18 protein-coding genes are annotated in these 20,545 nt (G+C 69.0%); 12 read left to right on the forward strand and 6 right to left on the reverse strand.

From position 1 onward, the window contains the following. Nucleotides 1-318: 318 nt before the first annotated feature. The 3 genes from FCK90_RS06520 to FCK90_RS06530 form a co-directional block, all read right to left on the reverse strand. Nucleotides 319-1,611 carry an MFS transporter gene (locus FCK90_RS06520; RefSeq protein ID WP_158033495.1) on the reverse strand — a complete coding sequence of 431 codons (1,293 nt, stop codon included), beginning with the start codon at nt 1,609-1,611 and terminating at the stop codon, nt 319-321. A 13-nt stretch (nt 1,612-1,624) separates the two neighbouring features. After that, nucleotides 1,625-2,530, reverse strand: a complete 906-nt coding sequence (locus tag FCK90_RS06525; protein WP_158033496.1) for an arginase family protein — start codon at nt 2,528-2,530, stop codon at nt 1,625-1,627. An 86-nt stretch (nt 2,531-2,616) separates the two neighbouring features. Then, a complete protein-coding gene (locus tag FCK90_RS06530; protein WP_158033608.1) occupies nt 2,617-4,512 on the reverse strand; it encodes an FAD-binding monooxygenase in 1,896 nt (631 codons plus the stop codon). A gap of 148 nt (nt 4,513-4,660) precedes the next feature. Between FCK90_RS06530 and FCK90_RS06535 the strand changes: the two genes are divergently transcribed. The 12 genes from FCK90_RS06535 (at nt 4,661) to FCK90_RS06590 (ending at nt 17,241) form a co-directional block, all read left to right on the forward strand. Continuing rightward, the gene (locus tag FCK90_RS06535) at nt 4,661-5,368 is read left to right on the forward strand and encodes an IclR family transcriptional regulator (protein ID WP_158033497.1); all 708 of its coding nucleotides are present in this window, start codon (nt 4,661-4,663) and stop codon (nt 5,366-5,368) included. 197 nt (nt 5,369-5,565) lie between these two features. Further along, nucleotides 5,566-7,032: a fumarylacetoacetate hydrolase family protein gene (locus FCK90_RS06540; protein ID WP_246180045.1), complete on the forward strand. Its 1,467-nt coding sequence runs from the start codon at nt 5,566-5,568 to the stop codon at nt 7,030-7,032. Continuing rightward, nucleotides 7,029-7,706 carry a GntR family transcriptional regulator gene (locus FCK90_RS06545; RefSeq protein ID WP_158033499.1) on the forward strand — a complete coding sequence of 226 codons (678 nt, stop codon included), beginning with the start codon at nt 7,029-7,031 and terminating at the stop codon, nt 7,704-7,706. Before FCK90_RS06540 ends, FCK90_RS06545 begins: the two co-directional genes overlap by 4 nt. A 61-nt stretch (nt 7,707-7,767) precedes the next feature. Next, complete coding sequence (gene hpaE / locus FCK90_RS06550) at nt 7,768-9,300, forward strand: 5-carboxymethyl-2-hydroxymuconate semialdehyde dehydrogenase (protein WP_158033500.1); 1,533 nt, start codon at nt 7,768-7,770, stop codon at nt 9,298-9,300. Between the two features lie 33 nt (nt 9,301-9,333). Beyond that, nucleotides 9,334-10,500: a 3,4-dihydroxyphenylacetate 2,3-dioxygenase gene (gene hpaD / locus FCK90_RS06555; RefSeq protein WP_158033501.1), complete on the forward strand. Its 1,167-nt coding sequence runs from the start codon at nt 9,334-9,336 to the stop codon at nt 10,498-10,500. A 57-nt stretch (nt 10,501-10,557) separates the two neighbouring features. Beyond that, nucleotides 10,558-11,343: a 2-oxo-hept-4-ene-1,7-dioate hydratase gene (hpaH, locus tag FCK90_RS06560; protein WP_158033502.1), complete on the forward strand. Its 786-nt coding sequence runs from the start codon at nt 10,558-10,560 to the stop codon at nt 11,341-11,343. Continuing rightward, nucleotides 11,328-12,131 carry an HpcH/HpaI aldolase family protein gene (locus tag FCK90_RS06565; protein WP_158033503.1) on the forward strand — a complete coding sequence of 268 codons (804 nt, stop codon included), beginning with the start codon at nt 11,328-11,330 and terminating at the stop codon, nt 12,129-12,131. The genes hpaH and FCK90_RS06565 overlap by 16 nt, the downstream gene beginning before the upstream one ends. Before the next feature lie 175 nt (nt 12,132-12,306). After that, entirely contained in the window at nt 12,307-12,897 is a 591-nt protein-coding gene (locus FCK90_RS06570; RefSeq protein ID WP_158033504.1) for an NAD(P)H-dependent oxidoreductase, read from the forward strand. A 130-nt stretch (nt 12,898-13,027) separates the two neighbouring features. After that, on the forward strand, nt 13,028-13,810 hold the full coding sequence (locus tag FCK90_RS06575) for a trimeric intracellular cation channel family protein (RefSeq protein WP_158033505.1): 783 nt from the start codon (nt 13,028-13,030) through the stop codon (nt 13,808-13,810). 317 nt (nt 13,811-14,127) lie between these two features. Next, on the forward strand, nt 14,128-15,624 hold the full coding sequence (locus tag FCK90_RS06580) for an alanine/glycine:cation symporter family protein (protein ID WP_220433288.1): 1,497 nt from the start codon (nt 14,128-14,130) through the stop codon (nt 15,622-15,624). Between the two features lie 2 nt (nt 15,625-15,626). Further along, entirely contained in the window at nt 15,627-16,502 is an 876-nt protein-coding gene (locus FCK90_RS06585) for a universal stress protein (protein WP_158033507.1), read from the forward strand. A gap of 70 nt (nt 16,503-16,572) precedes the next feature. Beyond that, entirely contained in the window at nt 16,573-17,241 is a 669-nt protein-coding gene (locus FCK90_RS06590) for a GntR family transcriptional regulator (protein ID WP_158033508.1), read from the forward strand. A gap of 53 nt (nt 17,242-17,294) precedes the next feature. Here FCK90_RS06590 and FCK90_RS06595 read toward each other — a convergent pair whose 3' ends face one another. The 3 genes from FCK90_RS06595 to FCK90_RS06605 all read right to left on the reverse strand — a co-directional run bounded on the left by FCK90_RS06595 (nt 17,295) and on the right by FCK90_RS06605 (nt 20,508). Continuing rightward, nucleotides 17,295-18,647, reverse strand: coding sequence for a DUF3100 domain-containing protein (locus FCK90_RS06595; RefSeq protein WP_158033509.1), 1,353 nt, complete (start codon nt 18,645-18,647; stop codon nt 17,295-17,297). Between the two features lie 45 nt (nt 18,648-18,692). Further along, nucleotides 18,693-19,673 (reverse strand): amidohydrolase, encoded by a 981-nt coding sequence (locus FCK90_RS06600; protein ID WP_158033510.1) that lies wholly within the window; start codon nt 19,671-19,673, stop codon nt 18,693-18,695. A gap of 61 nt (nt 19,674-19,734) precedes the next feature. Beyond that, nucleotides 19,735-20,508: a tyrosine-protein phosphatase gene (locus FCK90_RS06605; RefSeq protein ID WP_158033511.1), complete on the reverse strand. Its 774-nt coding sequence runs from the start codon at nt 20,506-20,508 to the stop codon at nt 19,735-19,737. Nucleotides 20,509-20,545 lie beyond the last annotated feature (37 nt).

Consider the following 20,545-nt stretch of genomic DNA (forward strand, 5'->3'; position numbering starts at 1 on the left):
CGAGACCCTTCCTTTCCTGCCGAGATGCGCCCCCTACGGCGAGATGCGACGTGGGCCGCTCATCGACGTCGATGAGCGGCCCACGTCGCATCTCGGACAGGCTGGGCCCGCTTCCACCGACCCAAATCACGAAACGCTGCCCTGCGCTTGCGCAGCAGGCCGCGGTCATTCAGCACACCCAGGCAAGTCGCCGAAGATTCGGCGCCGTCGACGAGTTCCTTCGACCGAGCGATGCGGGACATGGCTGGCTCCGAAAAACAAGGACGCACTTCCCGTCAAAACAACTGGACAGTCACAGCCTCGTAATACAAGTTGGGACTAGCGCTCGTCGGTTCCATTCCGCGCCCACAGCAGCACCGGGATCAGCACCAGTGCCAGCACGCCTCCCGCCAGAGACAGGGCGTTGAAGCTTGTGGCTGACATGACCACCCCCGACATGACCCCGCCGCCAGCGCCGGCGAGCGCGATCAGGACGTCGATCTTGCCCTGCGTCTTCGGGCGGTTCGCGGGCACCGTGCCGTCCACGACCAGCGCGGTCCCCGCGATCACACCGAAGTTCCAGCCGAGGCCCAGCAGCACGAGGGCGAGGATGAGCAGGACGAGCGAATCGCCGGGGGCGAGGCCCGCGAGCACGCCGGCCGCGAGGAGGGTGACACCGGTGGCGATCACCACGGGGGTCCGTCCGAGCCGGTCCACCAGGATTCCCGTGACCAGCGAGGGCAGCCACATCGCCCCCACGTGGAGCCCGATCACGAGCCCGACCGCGGCCATCCCGTGGTGATGGGCACGCATATGGACGGGGGTCATGGTCATGATCGCGACCATGACGATCTGCGTCAGCACCATCACGATCGCCCCCACGTAGGCGCTGGTACCGATCGGCGTCCGGGCATCGTCGGGGCCGCCTTCAGGTCCGTCCGATGAGTCGTCCGTACCGGGATCCTCCGCCGACGTCGCCGTCGCCATCCGCCTGGCCAGCAGATACGGGTCGGGGCGGAGGAAGGCGAAGAGCACCAGGCCCGCGGCGCCGTAGGCCACGGCCGCGAGCAGGAACGGGCCCGCCAGGACCGGGATGCCCAGGGCAGCCGCGAGGTTCCCGAGGGGGTCGATGAGATTGGGACCGGCCACCGCCCCCACGGTGGTGGCGACCATCGCCATGCTGGTTCCGAACCCGCGCCTGTTCTCGGGCGCCAGGTCGGTTCCCGCGTACCGGGCCTGCAGGTTCGTGGCGGTACCGGCTCCGTAGACGAGCAACGAGGCGAATAAGAACACCGGGGTGCCGGCGACGGCGGCGATGACCACGCCCGCGGCTCCGAGGGCGCCGGCGATGAAGCCGAAGGCGAGCCCGCGGCGACGTCCGAAACGCTGGGTGGACTGCCCCACCAGGAAGGCGGTCAGGGCCGAGCCGAGGGTGAACAGGCCCGTGGGCAGCCCCGAGAGGCTGTCCGAGCCCAGCATGTCCTGCGCCAGCAGTGCACCGACCGAGATCCCGGCGGCCAGGCCGGACCCGCCGAGGATCTGGCTGAGAATGACGACGACGAGCGTGCGCCGATGGACCCGTGACCGCTCGTGTTCCAGGGCGATGCGATCCTGCGCGAGCTGTCCGGACATGGCCGATCGCCGCTCAGCGGGAAGCGGGCGGGGTGACCAGCGGCATGCCGTCGAGCAGCTCCTGCATGACCAGCGCGCTGCGCGGGATGTACTCGGCGATCGTCAGGCCCACGACGTCCGCCGCGGTCGAGAGGTCCGCGACCACTCGCTGCAACTGGGCCCGGGTCAGTCCGCCCGGTACCTGGCCCAGGCCGAGGACGCTCTCGTCGCTGTCGACGGTGTCGACGTCCAGGTGGATGGCCACCTTGGATGCGCCCGTGCTTGCGAGCCAGTCCAGCAGGGTCTCCGTCGAGGTCCGCAGTTGCTCGGGACCGAAGGCGGTCACGCCCCAGGCCTCGATGTTGGGGTAGGCGTCCTCCTCCCATTCGTGGAGGCCGGCCAGCGCCAGCCGGTCCGGGTCGACTCTCGCCGGCAGCATGCCCACGATCTCCGCATCGCCGTGCCCGAGCAGCGCGGAGACCGCCATCGCGTGGTATCCGGTGTAGGCGGTCTCCGGGGTGTCCGTATCGGGATGCGAGTCGATCCAGATCACGGCCAGGTCCTCGCCGTACTTCTCCTCCAGGGCGGCGAAGGGCGCGACGCTCACCGAGCACTCCCCGCCGAAGGTCACGATGCGCTCGGCGTCGTGGCGGGCGATGGCCGCCTGGGCCTGCGCCAGGGAGGCCACGATCGCGCTCCGGGACTCGATCCCGCCCGCGACCTCGTCGGCGGATTCGGCCATGGGCACGGCGACCACCTCGGTGGGCCCCTCATGGGCGGGCAGGATCGCCTCCAGGACCCGCGCGCCCACCGCGTAGCCGTGCCGCGCGCGTGCCAGCGGCACCTCGGGCAGCAGGAGGGAGACGTTCTCTCGGCTCGCTCCCTGCCACTGCGGCCAGACCAGGCGCAGGGTTCCGTTGCCCGTCTGCTCGAGATTCATCCGGTGCACTCCTTCATATCTTCATAACTTCATATCGATGGCCGTATCGATCGGGACGGCCTCCAGGATCGCCCGGACCGGTCGGCTCAGGACTGCGGCAGCAGCGAATGGGAGAGGAAATCGGCGAGTTCGCCGGTCGCGGTCAGCGGGAGGACGTGGGCCACGTACTGGTCGGGTCGTACGACGACTACCACGCCCTCCCGCGACAGACCGCGTTCCGTGAAGATGTCGCTGTCCAGCCAGGCCGTGGGGGCGGCCGCGAAGACCTTGTACCAGTCGGTCAGGCCCAGGGGCCCGGTCTTCGGCTGGAGGATCTCCGGCACGGCCGTGACCTCGACGGCCTCGTAGGGCTGCTGGTAGATCGCCTTCACGTCGAAGACCGCATCCGCGTCCGCGCCCTCCGGGGTGAACCGGAGCACGGGCGAGTCGGGGGACGAGGACAGCCAGTCCGCCCATGCGGTCAGAGCGGAGTCCTCCCCCGGTGCGGGCGCATCGGCGAACGCGTAGATCCGCCAGCGTCCGTCGGCCCTCGCCTCGTGGCCGAGGTGCACCACATTGCCGTCGCACACGCGCACCACCTCCGAGGATTTGAAGCGCTTACCGATCGGGAAGCCCTCCGCGAGCGCTTGATGCTCGTCGCCGGCCACGATCATCGACGGCGTGTACTGCGTCATGAACCCCGAGGGGAATTCGGCGGTGGCCAGGTAGTAGGTGGCGAGGTCCTGCGGGTCGGAGATCTCCTCGGGCTTGCGGGCCATGAGCGACGACCACTCGCGGTCGAAGTCGATCAGCTGCTGGGCCACCGGCTGGCGCTCGGCGGAGTAGGTCGACAGCAGCGACTCGGGGCTGCGCCCCGTGAGCACGGAACCGAGCTTCCATCCCAGGTTGAATCCGTCCTGCATCGACACGTTCATCCCCTGTCCGGCTTTGGCGCTGTGCGTGTGGCAGGCATCACCGGTGAGGAAGACCCGCGGGGTGCGGTCGGACCCCTCGGCGACGTCGTCGAACCTGTCCGTCACCCGGTGCCCGACCTCGTACACGCTGTGCCAGGCGACCTCGCGCACATCGAGGGTGTAGGGGTGGAGGATCTCGTTGGCGCGGCGGATGATCTCCTCCAGCGGGGTCTGCCGCACGCGGTGGTGGTCGTCCTCGGCCACGGCTCCCAGGTCGATGTACATGCGGCTCAGGTAGCCGCCCTCGCGCGGAATGTGCAGGATGTTGCCCGCCGCGGAGTTGATCGCGCACTTGGTGCGCCAGTCTGGGAAGTCGGTGTTCACCAGGACGTCCATGACGCCCCAGGCGTGCAGCGCGGGCTGCCCGATGTGCTGGCGGCCGATGGCCGTGCGCACACCGCTGCGAGCGCCGTCGCACCCGGCCACGTACTTGGCCCGGATCGTGCGCTCCTCACCCGCCCGGTTCCCCTCCGCATACCGGATCTGCACCTCGACCGGGTACTCCCCCTCCTCGTGCACGGTGAGGCCGGTGAACTCGACGCCGTAGTCGGGACGGATCCGACCGGGACCGTGGGCCGCGCTCTCGGCGAAGTAGTCGAGCACCCGCGCCTGGTTCACGATCAGGTGGGGGAACTCGCTGATCTTGAACGCGTAGTCCTCGGTGCGCGAGGTCCGCACGATATTGCGCGGGTTCTCGGGATCGGGGCCCCAGAAATTCATATAGGCGATGTTGTACGCCTCGGCGGTGATGCGCTCGGCGAACCCGAAGGCCTGGAACGTCTCCACGCTGCGGGGCTGGATGCCGTCCGCCTGGCCGAGCTTGAGCCGTCCGTCGCGCTTCTCGACGATCCGCGTGACGACGTCGGGGAACTGCGACATCTGCGCGGCCAGCAGCATGCCCGCGGGCCCGGAGCCGACGATCAGGACATCCACGTCGTCGGGGATCTCTGCGGGCCGGTCGATCCCGTGACCTGCCGCATCCAGTACTCGGGGGTCTCCGGAGACGTATCCGTGGTGATGGAACTGCATCGTCGTCGATTCCTTTCCTCTGACTTCGTCGTCGAGGTACGTGATCGTCGAGCGGTGTTCTATATTCGAACTCACCATTCGACTATTGACCGGATCGTATACGAGCTGAATGTGACCGGCAATACCCTCCACCCCCGACGGGAGATCCATGACCACCCAGCGCACGACCCCGGCCTCGCAGACCTTGAGCCGCGGCATCCGCATCCTCGAGGAGCTGGCCTACGCCCGGGAGCCGCTCACGATCGATGCGATCGCCGAGCGCCTGGAGGTCCACCGCTCGATCGCCTACCGGCTGCTGCGCACGCTCGAGCTCCACGGGCTCGCCGTGCGCGATGCGGGCGGCCGCGTGCAGCTGGGCGCCCGCATGGCGACCCTGGCCGCGGGGGTGGCCTATGACCTGCATTCCGAGGCGCTGCCGGAACTCACCGCCGTCGCGAACGACCTGGCCGTGACGTGCTTCCTGGCCGTACGGGACCACGACGAGTGCATCACGCTGACGAGCGTGGAGCCCCGGCACGCCGTCGCCTCGCTCGCTCAGCGGCCCGGTTCCCGGCACTCGATGCTCGTGGGCGCCCCCAGCAAGGCGATTCTGTCGGCGCTCGCCCCGAGCCGGTGGCCCGCGGGGGTGGACGAACGGTTGCGCGATGAGCTCGCCGCAGCGGCTGAGCAGGGCTACGCCACGAGTCATGACGAGGTCATCCCGACCGTCCGCTCGGTGGCCGTGCCGCTGGGGCTTCCCGCCAACCGGGATGCGGCGGCGATCGCCGTCGTCTACGTCGGGGACCACGACGAGGCCCGGATCGCCGCGCGACTGCAGGAGTCGGCAAGGATCATCCGCTCTTTCCTGGGCGGCTGATCGCCACCGCGGGCGGCATTGCGGACAGCATTGCGGACGTCGCCATAGCCGGCACGGGTAGACCGGTCGAGACAGCGCCCGTCGGAAACCGGACGCGGAAAATGCTTGCCGTACGCCCGACAGAAAATATACGATTTCAGATACAACGCACCGAGGTGCCACGGCAACGGCGCCGCATCAGCGCGAGGAGGCGCATTGTGAGGGATACCGTCAGACCCGGCAAGATCATCGCGATCCACATCAGTTACGTCTCACGTGCCGAGCAGAGGGGGCGCCGCCCCGCCAACCCCTCCTACTTCTTCAAGCCGGCCAGTTCCGTGGCGGGCACCGACGGGACCGTCGAACGCCCCGCCGGCACCGAGCTGCTCGCGTTCGAGGGCGAGATCGCCCTGGTCATCGGCGAGCCCGCCCACCACGTGAGCGCGGCGGAGGCATGGTCCCACGTCGCCTCGGTCACCGCTTCCAACGACCTGGGGCTCTACGACCTCCGCGCCAACGACAAGGGCTCCAACGTCCGTTCCAAGGGCCGCGACGGCTACACCCCGCTGGGGCCGGAACTGATCGATGCCGCGGGGCTCGACCCCGCCGGGTTGCGCGTGCGGTCGTGGGTCAACGGCGAGCTGCGCCAGGACGACACCACCGAGGGCCTGATCTTCTCCCTCCCGCAGATCGTCGCCGACCTCTCCCAGCACTTCACCCTCGAGACCGGCGACGTCATCCTGACGGGCACGCCGTCCGGCTCGTCCGTGATCGTCCCCGGCGATGTGGTCGAGGTCGAAGTGGATGCTCCCGGTGCGCCGGGCTCGCCCTCCTCCGGCCGGCTGCGTACGACGGTCGTGCAGGGCGAGGCAGACTTCGATCCCGCTCTCGGATCGCTTCCGGCGGTCGATGACCGGCAGCGCGAGGAGGCATGGGGGTCGCGGGAGGCCGCTGGACTCCCCTCCGAGCCGGAGCCCGCTTCCGGGACCCCCGCGCTGAGTCCCGACCTGCGCGCCAAGCTGGAGGAGGCGCCCACCGCGGGCCTGTCCGCCCAGCTGCGCAAGCGCGGCATCAACGCCTGCGTCGTCGAGGGGGTGACCGCGAACGGCCCCGGCACCAAACTGGTGGGCACCGCCAAGACGCTGCGCTTCGTCCCGGGCCGCGAAGACCTCTTCAAGAGCCATGGCGGCGGGTACAACGCGCAGAAGCGCGCCTTCGACGAGGTGGCCCCCGGCGAGGTCATCGTCATCGAGGCACGCGGCGAAAGCGGGTCGGGCACGCTCGGGGACATCCTCGCACTGCGGGCGAGATCCCGGGGGGCCGCGGGTGTGGTCACGGACGGCGGCGTCCGCGACTACGACGCCGTGGCCGAGATCGGCCTTCCCGTGTTCTCCGGCGGGGCGCACCCCGCGGTGCTCGGCCGCAAGCACGTGCCGTGGGACGTCGATGTCACGGTCGCCTGCGGCGGCGCCACCGTGCAGCCCGGCGACATCATCGTGGGCGACGGCGACGGCGTGATCGTCATCTCGCCCGCACTCGCGGAGGAGGTCGCCGAAGCCGCCCTCTCCCAGGAGGAGGAGGACGCCTGGATCGCCGACCAGGTGGCCGCCGGGAACCCGATCGAGGGTTTGTTCCCCATGAACGCCGAGTGGCGGGAGAAGTACCGCACCCGGGAGACGTCATGAGCGAGGGCCAGAGCAAGTCGCAGCTCGCCTACCACTGGATCAAAGAGCGCATCGTGCGCCAGGAGTTCACCCCGGGCTACCGCCTGGTGCTCAGCACGATCGCCGGGGAGCTCGGCATGAGCGTCGTGCCGGTGCGCGAGGCGATCCGGCAGCTCGAGGCCGAGGGCCTCGTGACGTTCGAGCGCAACGTCGGCGCCCACGTCCTGATGGTCAACGACTCCCAGTACCGCCACAGCATGCAGGCGCTGTCGATCCTCGAAGGATCCGCCACGGCCCTCGCGGCCCGGGCGCTGACCGCGGAGGACCTCCGGGAGGCCCGGGAGATCAACGACAGGATGATCGCCCAGCTCGAGGACTTCGATCCCCGGGTGTTCACGACCCTCAACCGGCACTTCCACTCCAAGCTGTTCTCCAAGTGCGCCAATCCGCGCATGCTCGACCTGGTCGAGGCGGAATGGGTCCGCCTGGGCCACCTCCGGGATTCGACGTTCACCTTCGTCCCGGGTCGCGCGCAGGAGTCCGTGCGCGAGCACGAGAACCTCGTCCGGCTGATCGAGACGGGGGCGCCGCTCGGCGAGATCGAGAAGGTCTCGCGCCGCCACCGCTCCGCGACCCTCGACGCGTACCTGATCCACGAGCACCCCGACGAGACCCTCGGGCTCCCGGCCTTCTGACCTTTCAACCAAGCCAGCATCTCAGCCAGCATCTCAGCCAGCATCCCAGCGGAGGAAAACCATGACCGAGACCGCTTCCGACTTCGACCAGACCTACGTGCCCGCTGATCTGCCCGAACGGATCCAGCACTACATCGACGGCGAGTTCGTCGACTCCCTGGACGGTGACACGTTCGACGTGCTCAATCCCGTCACCAACGAGACCTACCTGCAGGCCGCGGCCGGCAAGAAGGCCGACGTCGAGCGCGCCGTCGAAGCCGCCAAGCGCGCTTTCGAGGAGGGCCCGTGGCCGCGGATGCTCCCCCGCGAACGCTCGCGGGTGCTGCACCGCATCGCCGATATCGTCGAGTCGCGCGACCAGCAGCTGGCGGAGATGGAGTCCTTCGACTCGGGCCTGCCCATCACCCAGGCCCTGGGCCAGGCGCGTCGCGCTGCCGAGAACTTCCGCTTCTTCGCGGATCTGATCGTCGCCCAGGCCGACGACGCCTTCAAGGTGCCGGGCCGGCAGATGAACTACGTCAACCGCAAGCCCATCGGCGTCGCCGGGCTGATCACGCCGTGGAACACGCCCTTCATGCTCGAGTCGTGGAAGCTGGGGCCCGCCATCGCCACCGGCAACACCGTCGTGCTCAAGCCGGCCGAGTTCACGCCGCTGTCGGCCTCGCTGTGGGCCGGGATCTTCGAGGAGGCCGGCCTGCCCACGGGTGTCTTCAACCTGGTCAACGGGCTCGGCGAGGACGCCGGCGACGCCCTGGTCAAGCACCCCGACGTCCCCCTGATCTCCTTCACGGGCGAGTCCCGGACCGGCGAGCTGATCTTCGGCAACGCCGCGCCCTACCTCAAGGGCCTGTCGATGGAGCTCGGGGGCAAATCCCCGGCGGTCGTCTTCGCCGATGCCGATCTGGACGTCGCCATCGACGCGTGCATCTTCGGCGTCTTCTCCCTCAACGGCGAGCGCTGCACCGCCGGCTCCCGCATCCTCGTGCAGCGTCCGGTGTACGACGAGTTCGTGCAGCGCTACGCGGAGCAGGCCAAGCGGGTCAGGGTCGGCCACCCTCACGATCCGGCCACCGAGGTCGGTGCGCTCGTGCATCCCGAGCACTTCGAGAAGGTGATGAGCTACGTGGAGATCGGCAAGTCCGAGGCCCGTCTGGTCGCCGGAGGCGGACGCCCCGAGGGCTTCCCGAACGGCAACTACGTGGCCCCGACCGTGTTCGCCGACGTCTCCCCCGATGCCCGCATCTTCCAGGAGGAGATCTTCGGGCCGGTGGTGGCCATCACCCCCTTCGATACGGAGGAGGAGGCGCTGGCCCTGGCGAACAACACGCGGTACGGGCTGGCCGCCTATGTGTGGACCAACGACCTCAAGCGCGCCCACAACTTCGCGCAGAGCATCGAAGCGGGCATGGTGTGGCTGAACTCGAACAACGTGCGCGATCTCCGCACCCCGTTCGGCGGCGTCAAGGCCTCCGGCCTCGGGCACGAGGGCGGCTACCGCTCGATCGACTTCTACACCGATCAGCAGAGCGTGCACATCACCCTCGGCGCGCCCCACAACCCCACTTTCGGCAAGCAGGAAGCGAAGGCCGAGTAGGCCCCGCACCCGACATCGAGCAAGGACGCTGAGATGACCAACCGCGAAGACATGACCCTGACCTCCTCGGGCTTCTACGTGAGCCAGGAGGCCCCGATCCGTACGAGCAATCCCGTTCCCACCCCGCAGGCCGCACCGCCGGACATCCTGCGCTGCGCCTACATGGAGCTCGTGGTGACCGACCTGGCCGCATCCCGGGCGTTCTACGTCGACGTCCTGGGCCTGTACGTCACCGAAGAGGACGACACGGCGGTCTACCTCCGTTCCACGGAGGAGTTCATCCACCACAACCTGGTGCTGCGCAAGGGCCCGACGGCGGCGGTCGCCGCGTTCTCCTACCGGGTGCGCAGCCCGGAGGACCTCGACCGCGCCGTCGGGTTCTACACGGAGCTCGGCTGCGACGTGCGCCGGGAGGCCGGGGGCTTCGTCAAGGGCATCGGCGACTCGGTGCGGGTGGTGGACCCGCTGGGCTTCCCGTACGAGTTCTTCTTCCAGACCGACCATGTGGAGCGCCTCTCCTGGCGCTACGACCTGCACACCCCCGGGGAGCTGGTGCGCCTGGACCACTTCAACCAGGTGACCCCGGACGTGCCGCGCGCCGTACGCCACTACCAGGACCTCGGCTTCCGGGTCACCGAGGACATCCAGGACGAGGAGGGCACGGTCTACGCGGCGTGGATGCGCCGCAAGCCCACCGTGCACGACACCGCGACGACCGGCGGCGACGGCCCGCGGATGCACCACGTCGCCTTCGCCACGCACGAGAAGCACAACATCCTGGCGATCTGCGACAAGCTCGGTGCTCTACGGCGCTCGGACGCCATCGAACGCGGCCCGGGCCGTCACGGCGTCTCGAACGCGTTCTACCTCTACCTGCGCGATCCCGACGGGCACCGAGTGGAGATCTACACCCAGGACTACTACACGGGGGATCCCGACAACCCGGTGGTCACCTGGGATGTCCACGACAACCAGCGCCGCGACTGGTGGGGCAACCCCGTGGTCCCCTCCTGGTACACGGACGCCTCGCTCGTGCTCGACCTCGACGGCGAGCCCCAGCCGGTGGCCGCCCGAACCGACGCCAGCGAGATGGCCGTGACCATCGGAGCAGACGGGTTCTCCTACACCCGCCGCGACGAGGGCGAGGAGTCCATGCCCGAATGGAAGCAGGGCGAGTACAAGCTCGGCAACCAGCTCTAGCCCCGGGGCACCCTCCGAGCAGAAGGCCCCCTCCCGAGCACAAGAAGGAGACGAAGAATGCTTCCCGCAGAGACGATCGCGGACCTCGCCGGTGAACTCGCCGAGGCCGAGCGCACGCACAGCACCATCCCGCGGATCACCGCGCGATACCCCGAGGCCGATGTGGAGGACTCCTACGCGATCCAGGGGGTATGGCGTGATGCGCAGATCGCGGCGGGTCGCCACCTCATCGGGCGGAAGATCGGCCTCACCTCGAAGGCGATGCAGCAGGCCACCGGTATCACCGAGCCCGACTACGGCGTCATGTTCGATGACACCGTGTGGCAGAACGGCGCGCAGATCCCGTTCGACGCGTTCTCCAACGTGCGGATCGAGGTGGAGCTGGCCTTCGTGCTCAAACATCCCCTCGAAGGCCCTCGCTGCTCGCTGTTCGACGTGCTGCGGGCCACGGAGTACGTGACCCCGGCCCTGGAGGTCCTCAACGCCCACGTCGAGATGGAGGGGCGCACGATCGTGGACACGATCGCCGACAACGCCGCCTACGGCGGACTCGTCCTGGGGGGCAACCCCGTCGCCCCCGACGCGGTGGATCTGCGATGGGTCTCGGCCCTGCTGTACCGCAACGAGACCATCGAGGAGACCGGGGTGGCCGCGGGGGTCCTGAACCATCCGGCCACCGGCGTCGCCTGGCTCGCGGACAAGCTCCACCAGCATGGCGCCCGGCTCGAGGCCGGCGAGATCATCCTGGCCGGTTCTTTCACCCGGCCCCTGTGGGTCTCCCGTGGCGACAGCGTGTTGTGCGACTACGGGCGGCTGGGGACCATCACATGCCGCTTCGCCTGAACCCCACCCTGCGCGAACGCCTCGAAGGCGCCGAGCGGCCGTTGTTCGGCGGCTGGGTCTGCTCCGGCTCCCCGGTCATGGCCGAGATCATGGCCGGGGCCGGGCTGGACTGGCTGCTCATCGACATGGAGCACGCCCCGAACGGGCTGGAGTCCACCCTCGCGCAGCTCTACGCCGTCTCGGGCTATCCGGTCACGCCCGTCGTCCGGGTTCCGTCCGCGGATCCCGTGACGATCAAGCAGGTCCTGGACCTCGGCGCGCAGACGATCCTGGTGCCCATGGTCTCCACGCCCGGCGAGGCCCGGGAGGTCGCCCAGGCGGCGCAGTACCCGCCGGCCGGCCGTAGAGGAGTCGGCAGCGCCATGGCCCGCTCGGCCCGGTGGAACCGCGTCGACGGGTACCTGGGCGAGGCCGCCGGACACGTCTGCGTGATCGTGCAGATCGAGACCGAGGAGGGCGTCGGCAACGCCGCGGCGATCGCCGGGACGCCCGGTATCGACGGCGTGTTCGTGGGCCCCAGCGATCTCGCCGCGTCCATGGGCCTGCTGGGGCAGCAGACCCACCCGGAGGTCGTCGCCGCGGTACGGCAGGCGTTCACCGGGGTGGCCTCGGCGGGCAAACCGGTGGGCGTCAATGCCTTCGACCCCGCGACGGCCCGTGACTACGCGGAGAACGGGGCGGGCTTCGTGCTCGTCGGCGCGGACGTCGCCCTCGTGGCCCGAGCCTCCGAGGACCTGGCCGCCAGGTTCATCGGAGCCGAGCCGGAGTCCCCCCGGTCGTCGTACTGAGCTCGCGGACCGCCCTCAGCAGTAGCGCGCGACGTTCTGGTGGGACCTGCGACTCCTCCTGCCCGCGGGCGCCGGACTCGTTGCATTCCTCCCGGAGATCCATTAACTTACTATTCGTAAGTTACGTTCGGTAACTTGATTCGCTTCCTGCACTCTATGCCGAAGGATCCCCACCATGCACGCGCTCGTCCTCTTCGCCCATCCCGACCGGGACTCCCTGACCACGTCCACGGCGAACCGCATCAGCTCAGGCCTGGAAGACGCCGGCTGGTCCGTCGAGGTCGCCGACCTCGTGGCGGAGGGATTCGACCCCCGCATGACGGAGGAGGACCTCGCCGTGGTGCGCGGCCTCGGTTCTGCACCGGCCGACGTCGTTCGCGAGCAGGAGCGCGTGGAGCGGGCCGATGCCCTGATCATCGTGCATCCCGTCTACTGGTGGTCCATGCCCGCCCTGCTGAAGGGATGGATCGACCGGGTGTTCACGTTCGGCTGGGCCTTCGGCACGGACAGCGCGACCGCACTCGTGGACCGCGCCGTGCATATCGTCCGGCTGGGCGGCAGTTCGCCGAGGACCTACGAGTCCCACGGCTACGACCGGGCCATCCGCACCGGCGTGGAGCACGGCATCTTCGAGTTCGCCGGGGGCCCGGTGGCCTCCTCGCATCTCATCCACTCCGCACCGGAGGGCATCGAGGAACGCGCCGCCGAGTCCGTCGACGCCGTGGTGGCCAGCGTGACGGGCGCCCGGGCCTCGGTCTCGGCGTAGCCTCGCGGTCGTCCCGCACGCCCCGCCGGGTGCCGGTTCATGGGGCTCCGGCACCTGCACCGGCGCAGCGGACGGCCCTTGGTGCCGGGCCTTGGTGTCGGGCCTTGAAACGCCTTGTTACTTTGGCCGGATGGAACCGTTCATGCTGGCCCTGGACCTGATAGGTGTCTTCGCTTTCGCCCTCTCCGGAAACCTCCTGGCCGCGCGGAAGAACATCGACATCATGGGCAGCCTCACGCTAGGCCTGGTCGCGGCCCTGGGCGGCGGGACCCTGCGGGACGTCATCCTCGGGAACACGCCCCTCTCCCTGGCTGAACCGGTCTATCTGGTGCCGCCGGTGATCTCCGCGGTGCTGGTGTACCTGCTGGCGCAGCGAACGCATCGCGCCCGCGTGCCGATCATCGTCTTCGACGCCATGGGGCTGGGCGTGTTCGCCGTCACGGGCACCTCCATCGCACTGGGTGCGGACCTTCCCGTGCCCAGTGCGATCGTCCTGGGCGTTCTCACCGCCGTGGGCGGCGGGATCCTCCGGGATGTCCTGGCCAATGAGATCCCCGCCGTCTTCAATGGCTCCGACCTCTACATCCTGCCCGCGCTGCTCGGCGCGGCGGGCACCGCCGCGGCCTGGGGTCTGGGCTGGGTGAGCCCCGCCGTGGTCCTCGGCCTCGCCACCGTCGTGTTCGCCTTCCGCATGGTCGCCTGGTTCCTGCAATGGACGGTGCCCTCGCCCATGCGGGGCTGGTCGTTCCGCGGCCGCAAGGATCGCCCCGAGTTGCGAGCCGGCCGGGCCGGCCGGTCGGTGTTCCGGCGCCCCTCGAAACGGCATGTCCGCGCCGTCACCGGACGACTGGGCCTCACGGCCCTTTCCAGCCGGATCGAGCAGGGGCAGCGCCGCCAGGACCAGGCGGACTGAAGATCTCCGGGAGCCGGAAAGGCCGTCCTCCATCCCCACGACCACGGCTGCGGGAGAGCGCGCTGCCGCCCGCCGTCGTCGTCCGGGTGTCCCACTGACGGAATCCGCATGTTAAATCTCGATGTAATCCTTGATCACAGATTACATATCGCTTTACGCTCTGCCTCACGTGGTGTCGGAGAAGCTACCGTCGACCGCAATCCAGCGGGCCACGCCGATGCACACCGGGGGCATGCCCCCGCACGCTCGATGAACCCGATGGAGCAGCTGCTATGGACGTCACAGGAACACTCCAAACCATCGCGGACAATCTCTGGATGCCCGTGATCGTCCTGGCCATGGTCATGGGCGTGTATTTCACGATTCGCACGAGGTGCCTGCAGATCCGCCTCTTCCCGCAGATGCTGAAGGAGCTCAAAGGCGGTGGCGACGCCGGGCCGGGCGGCCTGACGCCCTTCCAGGCGCTGGCGCTGACCATCGGCAACCGAGTGGGCGTCGGCAATATCGCCGGCGTCGCCACAGCCATCGGCTGGGGCGGCCCCGGTGCCCTCTTCTGGATGGCGGTCATGGCCTTCTGCGGTGGGGCCTCGGCGTTCATCGAGTCCACGCTCTCGCAGATCTTCAAGGAACGCGTGGGCAACGAGCTGAAGGGCGGCGTTCCGTACTACCTCCAGAAGGCCTTCCAGAAGCGGTGGCTGGGGCTCATCGCTGCGGTCATCGCACTGATCCTCTACACGTTCCTGGCACCGGGCATCCAGGCCAACAGCATCGCCGTCAGCGCGGAATACGCCTTCGGTCTCCCCGGCTGGGTGACCGGCATCGTGGTGACGGCGACCCTCGGAATCATCATCTGGGGCGGCCGCGAGCGCGTGATCAAAGTGGTCAACATCCTCGTCCCCATCATGGCGGTCGGCTACATCGGGGCGACCATCATCGTCCTGGGCGCCAATATCACGCAGCTGCCCGGTGCGATCGCCCTGATCTTCCAGAGCGCTTTCGGCGCTCACTCCGTCTTCGGCGGCATCATCGGGGCCGCAGTGGCCTGGGGCGTGCGCCGCGCGCTGTTCTCCAATGTCGCCGGAGTGGGGGAAGGCACCTACGCCGCCGGCGCGGCCGAGGTCTCGCACCCGGCCAAGCAAGGACTGGTCCAGACCTTCTCCATCTACATCGACACCCTCACGGTCTGCATGGCCACCGGCCTGATGATCGTGGTCACGGGCCAGTACAACGTCATCACCACGGACGGCACGGTGCTCGCCACCAACCTTCCCGGCGTGGCCGCGGGCACGGGCTTCACCCAAGCCGCCGTCGACACCGTCGTCGTGGGCTTCGGCAGCCCCTTCGTGGCCATCTCCGTGGCTCTGTTCGCGATCACCACGATCGTGGCCTTCTACTTCATCGCGGACACCAACCTCTCCTTCATCCTCGGCCGCAACAGCAGGACCTGGGTGAGGGCGCTCGAGATCTGCATCCTGGCCGTCTGCTTCATCAGCTGCCTGGTGGACGCGGCCGCGGTCTGGGCGATCGGCGACATCGGCTACGCATCCCTGGGCATCATCAACTTCATCGCTCTCATCCTCTTGTCGAAGACCGCGCTGAAGGCGCTGCGCGACTACGATCAGCAGCGCAAGAACGGGCTGGATCCCACGTTCGATCCGGTCAAGCTGGGCATCAAGCACGCGAACTACTGGGAAGATCTGCGGGCTGAGCGTTCGGCTCCCTCCCCGGACACGAATCCCGACTCGGCCGAGTCCCCCTCCTCGCCCCAGAAGGACACTCTGGGCACTGACAGCTCCGGCGCTAAGGACAGTTGATCATGACTCTCGTGGTGGCATTCCCGTACGGCACCAAGGACCGGTCCGCGCTGCATCTGGCCGGCGTACTGGCCCGGTCCAGCGGCGACTCCCTCCGGATCGTCAGCGTGGTACCGGCTCCCAGCCGCTCCCCCATCCCCACCGGACGCGATCTGCAGTTCGCCGCCTGGTCGCGTCAGAGGGGGGACAAGGCCGTCGCGGAGGCCAGGCAGGCGGTCGCGGAGATCTGCCCGGACGTGCGCAGCGAGGCGCTGTACGTGGCCTCCCGTTCCAAGGCCAAGGCGCTCCTGGACGAAGCCGTGGCCAGTGACGCGGCCATGATCATCGTGGGCTCCGGTACCGATGGAGGCATCGGCAGGATCTCGGTGAGCTCTACGGCAGACCGTCTCCTGCATTCCTCCCCCGTCCCCGTCGCGCTGGCGCCCCGGGGTTACCGGGCGGACGGTGACGCACGCGTCACCCGGGTCACGTGCGCCTTCCGCGGGGACCCCGCCTCCCACGATGTGCTGGCCCGGACCACCAGGATCTCCGAGGAGGTCGGCGCGCAGCTGCGGGTGGCGACCTTCGGTATCGAAGGGCAGAACGTGGCCCCGTTCGAGCACGATGAACAGGCTCGCCGCATCGAGTACGAGGAGCAGGTGAAGTCCGTCCAGACCGCCGCGCTGGAAGTGGTCACGGCGGAGCAGAGCCGTCCGGCGGAGGAAGTGGTCGGAACCGGCCGCACCTGGACCGCGGCCCTCGACTCCCTGGACTGGGTGCCCACCGAGGTCCTGGTCGTGGGCTCCTCCTCCGAGGGCGGGGCGACACGGCTGTTCCTCGGCTCGAACGCGTCCAGGATCATCCGGCACACCCCGGTTCCCGTGGTCCTGGTGCCCTGACCGGTCGGCCCCGCAGCCGATCCCTGCCCATGCCCGGATGGCCGTCCGGCCGGCCCGTAGGATGGAACCCATGCCGCTGTCGAAGATCGAGCCCAGGTCCCGCGTGGGCGACCAGGTTTTCGAGGCGGTGCACGCGGCCATCATGTCGGGCGATCTGCCCGCCGGTCAGCGACTGCGCGTCCGCGCGCTCGCCGAGGCCCTGGGCACGAGCGTCGTGCCGGTCAGGGAGGCCATCCGCAGGCTGGAGGAGGCCGGGCTCGCCGAGGCCTTCCCCAACCGCGGTGCGGTGGTCAAGAGCCTCACCCCCGCCGATCTGCTGCACATCTACGAGGTCCGGCGTCTGCTGGAGGTCGAGGCCACCGCTCAAGGCGTCGGCAATCTCTCGGACGGCGATGCTCGGCGACTGCACGAACTCCTGCAGTCCATGCGCGACGATCTGGCGGAGCACCGTGTGGTGGACTATCTCGATCACGACGAGCAGATGCTCGGCCGCATCTACGCCGCCTCCGGGAACCCCGTGCTCGTCGCCAGCATCCGCACCCTCTGGCGGCGGTGCCGCCCGTACAAGGTCGTCGGCGCCCAGCGTGAAGTGGAGTCCGGCGATCTCTCCCGGCTCCTGGCCCACCTGGAGTCGCTTCTGGAAGCCGTGAGCGACAAGGACGCGGATCGAGCCGCGGCCATCACCGCCGAGTCACTGGACGCGGCGATCGCACGCATCCGCGGGGCGCTACCCGAATAGCAGGAACGGCCATCCGGCGTTCCGGCTATTCGGGCAGCGCCCTCCGTCCGGCCTCAACGGCCGAGGATGCGCAGCACGAACTCCGCGATGACCGTCGACGCGAGGAAGGTCGCGCCGATGACCACGAACCCCACGGGCAGGATCTTCCAGCCGATCTGCTTGAGCATGGGCAGATCCTTGCCGATGCTCAGGCCGGCGATCGCCAGCATCAGCGTGATGACGGAGAGGAAGTCCACCGAGGCGGAGGTCTCGACCACCCACCCCGATACCGGCACCCACGGCGATGTGATGATCGTGCCGAGGGTGATGACGATGATGAGGGCGGGCACCTTCCCCCTGGTCGAGGCGGTGACCCAGAGCCCGAGGGCGACCAGGGCGGCCATGATCAGGTAGGTGATCACCATGTCGAAGGAGAACGTCACGCTGGCGATGGTCGCCGTCACCAGCCCCGCGCCACCGAGGATCAGCAGGCTGGCTCCCGGGTGGAGGTTGACCTTCGGGACATCCAGCACCTGCGCCGCGACCTGGCCGATCTGCGCGGTGACTCCGCTGGCCGTCTTGGACTTCTGCCTGCGGGTCAGGAACCGGTAGAAGCGGTCCGCCAGGGGCAGGGAGATCCAGAGCGCCAGATAGACGCCGGCCAGGCTCGCGATCAGGTTGGCGGTGGTGGCCAGCGCCGCGATGGTATCGGCGTTCTCCGGATGCGCCGCGGTCACGGAGGCGATGCCCGCCGCCATCATCGACCCCGAGCCGACGCCCGCCCCCATCGCGAGCGCTTCCCACCGGAAGATGTCGAGCGACGAGAGGACGGAGGCCACCAGGCTCACGATGATGGCGCCGAAGATCGACCCGAAGACGTACATCGACAGCACGCCGCGGTACTGCGGAGAGTCGCTGCCGAACCGGGAGGTCACCATCGCGAAGGACGGTTCGCGGTCGATCGAGAACGTCGCTCCCACCGTGGCCGGTCCCATGCGCAGCAGGACGGCGAGAGGCAGCGCCAGGAGCAGCGAACCGAACACATTGCCGAACTCCTGCAGCAGCAGTGCCGGCCCGGCGGCGAAGACCGCCGGGAGCTCCTGCCCCAGCGTGAGGGACAGGCGCGCGCACAGCACGAGCACCGCGACCGACATGATTGCGTTGGCGGTGTGCTGCAGGTCCACCGGTAGCGGCCTGAACCGCTGGCCGGAGACCAGCACGCCCATGAGCAGCGCCCAGACCATCGGCAGCATCACCACGGAGGCGTTGCCGACGGGGATGGCCAAAGGCCCGATGAACTGAGCGATCGAGGAGATGACGACCATCAGGCCGATCAGCACCCACAGGCCTCTGTCCTTGAAAGAAATGCTGAATTCCCGCTGCAGGGGAGCCGCTACGGCCTCTTCGGGCGGTTGCGATCGTGACATGGCAGGGCCTTTCGGTTCATGGGTCGGCGACCCAGACCAGACGGGTCAGGCGGAGAATTTCGCCTGGGTGGCCCCGGTGGGGCGTTCGGCCTTGCGACGCTGGAAGTCTGCACGCAGGTCGGCGTTGAGGGCGACGTCCACGACGGTCGCGGCCATGGTGACCGCCCCGTCGATGATGGCGTCGTCGGCTTCGGGACTGGCGGCGATCTCGGTGAACGCCGGGTTGTGAGGCGGGGACTGCTTGCCGCGGAAGGTCTGGAGCGGATGGATGGCGGGCACCACCTGGGAGACGTTGCCCATGTCGGTCGAGCCGCCGCCGAGCCGGACCTCGGGGTCGATGGTCCGCCCGCGCTGGGCGAAGTTCTCGTCCCAGAGCCCCGCCAGCACCTCATCGCTGACGACAGGCGCGTAGGGGTGCTCGGTCGATTCCCACTCCCAGCTGCAGCCGGTCGCTACCGCACCGGCTTCGAAGCAGTTGAGCACCTTCTTCTTCATGTCGCGCCAGATCCCGAGATCGTAGGCGCGCAGCTCCACCTGGACGACGGTGCGCTCCGGGATGATGTTGGTCGCCTCCCCGCCGAGGGAGATGAAGGCGTTCATGTTGGTTTCCTTCGGCAGCTGCTGACGCAGCATGGCGAGCGCATTGAGCGCGAGCACCGCGGCGTTGGATGCGTTGATGCCCAGCTCCGGTGCTGCCGCGGCATGCGAGGTGTGCCCCGTGTAGACGACCTGGAAACGGTCCACCGCCGTGGACTTCATGCCCTTCGCGCTGTGGCTGTCACCGGTCATATCGGGTGAGGCCGTCATGCCGTGGACCATCAGGGAGAAGTCGGCGTCCTCGAAGGCACCGGCCTCCAGCAGCGATACCTTCCCGCCGCCATGCTCTTCGGCGGGAGTCCCGAGCAGCTTGACGCGCAGGCCGGCGTCGCCGGCGACCTTCGCCAGGCCCAGGGCCGCGCCGACCCCGGAGGCGGCGATGACGTTGTGGCCGCACGCGTGACCGATGCCCGGCAGGGCGTCGTACAGATTTCGCCGTCGCCTTGTCTCGCCCGGGTTACGGGGAAACCGCTCAGGGGCGCCGCGGCCGTCAGACGAGCGCGTCCCTCAGGTGCCCGATCTCGGCCTCGGAGAGGTCCAGGCCCAGGGTGAAGTAGCCCTCGATACCCCCGAACTGCCGATGCGCCTCGTCCAGCGCCGCCGCCAGGTACGCCTCCCTGACCCCCAGCACGGGAGTCAGGGCCTCCGGGTCGCCGCCGGCTTGCTCGAACGCGTCGAAGATCGGCTGCAGGGCCGGCAGGAGGTCCTGGTTGGTCCGCAGGTAGTCCGCCATCACCTCGTCGGGCTCCACCCCGAGCAGCAGCATCAGCGACGCGGCCGCCCAGCCCGTCCGGTCCTTGCCGGTCGTGCAGTGGAACAGCACCGCGCCCTCCTCCGCGGCTGTGGTCAGCCCACGGAACAGCCCCTGATAGGCGCGGCGGGCACTCGGCAGCGCGACGAAGGACCGGTAGGCGCGCTCGAACAGTTGCTCCGCGCGACCCCCGCCGAGGACCTCCTCGGCGCTGCGGGGATCCTCTAGCAGGGCCGTCAGCTGCGCCGGGGCCAGGTCGTCGGCGTCGCCGAGGACGTCGAGCGGCACCCGGCGGACCCCCTGCGGCACCCGATCGGGGCGGTCGATGCACTCCTGCTCGGTGCGCAAGTCGAAGACGGTCTGGATCCCGAGGCTCCGCAGCGCCTCGCTGCCGCTCTCGTCCAGGCGGCTGAGGTCCACGGACCGGTAGAGCACGCCGGAGCGCAGCGTCCCGCCGTCGGCGGTCCGGTGACCGCCGAGCTCACGGAGGTTGGGGAGGGTGGCGATGTTCATGCGTTGTCCTTTCTCGGGGGCTTCACCTCCCGGAATC

Origin of the sequence: Kocuria coralli (genome assembly GCF_008831305.1) — a bacterium.
Classification (GTDB): domain Bacteria; phylum Actinomycetota; class Actinomycetes; order Actinomycetales; family Micrococcaceae; genus Kocuria; species Kocuria coralli.

Bases quoted from the DNA above. Each gene is read 5' to 3' on its own strand.
- FCK90_RS06565 (WP_158033503.1), top strand. From the start codon at position 11,328: ATGCCGCTTCGCCTGAACCCCACCCTGCGCGAACGCCTCGAAGGCGCC.
- FCK90_RS06525 (WP_158033496.1), bottom strand. From the start codon at position 2,530: ATGAATCTCGAGCAGACGGGCAACGGAACCCTGCGCCTGGTCTGGCCG.
- FCK90_RS06570 (WP_158033504.1), top strand. From the start codon at position 12,307: ATGCACGCGCTCGTCCTCTTCGCCCATCCCGACCGGGACTCCCTGACC.
- FCK90_RS06575 (WP_158033505.1), top strand. From the start codon at position 13,028: ATGGAACCGTTCATGCTGGCCCTGGACCTGATAGGTGTCTTCGCTTTC.
- FCK90_RS06590 (WP_158033508.1), top strand. From the start codon at position 16,573: ATGCCGCTGTCGAAGATCGAGCCCAGGTCCCGCGTGGGCGACCAGGTT.
- FCK90_RS06530 (WP_158033608.1), bottom strand. From the start codon at position 4,512: ATGCAGTTCCATCACCACGGATACGTCTCCGGAGACCCCCGAGTACTG.
- hpaD (WP_158033501.1), top strand. From the start codon at position 9,334: ATGACCAACCGCGAAGACATGACCCTGACCTCCTCGGGCTTCTACGTG.
- FCK90_RS06545 (WP_158033499.1), top strand. From the start codon at position 7,029: ATGAGCGAGGGCCAGAGCAAGTCGCAGCTCGCCTACCACTGGATCAAA.
- FCK90_RS06535 (WP_158033497.1), top strand. From the start codon at position 4,661: ATGACCACCCAGCGCACGACCCCGGCCTCGCAGACCTTGAGCCGCGGC.
- FCK90_RS06520 (WP_158033495.1), bottom strand. From the start codon at position 1,611: ATGTCCGGACAGCTCGCGCAGGATCGCATCGCCCTGGAACACGAGCGG.
- FCK90_RS06585 (WP_158033507.1), top strand. From the start codon at position 15,627: ATGACTCTCGTGGTGGCATTCCCGTACGGCACCAAGGACCGGTCCGCG.
- hpaE (WP_158033500.1), top strand. From the start codon at position 7,768: ATGACCGAGACCGCTTCCGACTTCGACCAGACCTACGTGCCCGCTGAT.
- FCK90_RS06580 (WP_220433288.1), top strand. From the start codon at position 14,128: ATGCCCGTGATCGTCCTGGCCATGGTCATGGGCGTGTATTTCACGATT.
- FCK90_RS06595 (WP_158033509.1), bottom strand. From the start codon at position 18,647: ATGTCACGATCGCAACCGCCCGAAGAGGCCGTAGCGGCTCCCCTGCAG.
- hpaH (WP_158033502.1), top strand. From the start codon at position 10,558: ATGCTTCCCGCAGAGACGATCGCGGACCTCGCCGGTGAACTCGCCGAG.
- FCK90_RS06605 (WP_158033511.1), bottom strand. From the start codon at position 20,508: ATGAACATCGCCACCCTCCCCAACCTCCGTGAGCTCGGCGGTCACCGG.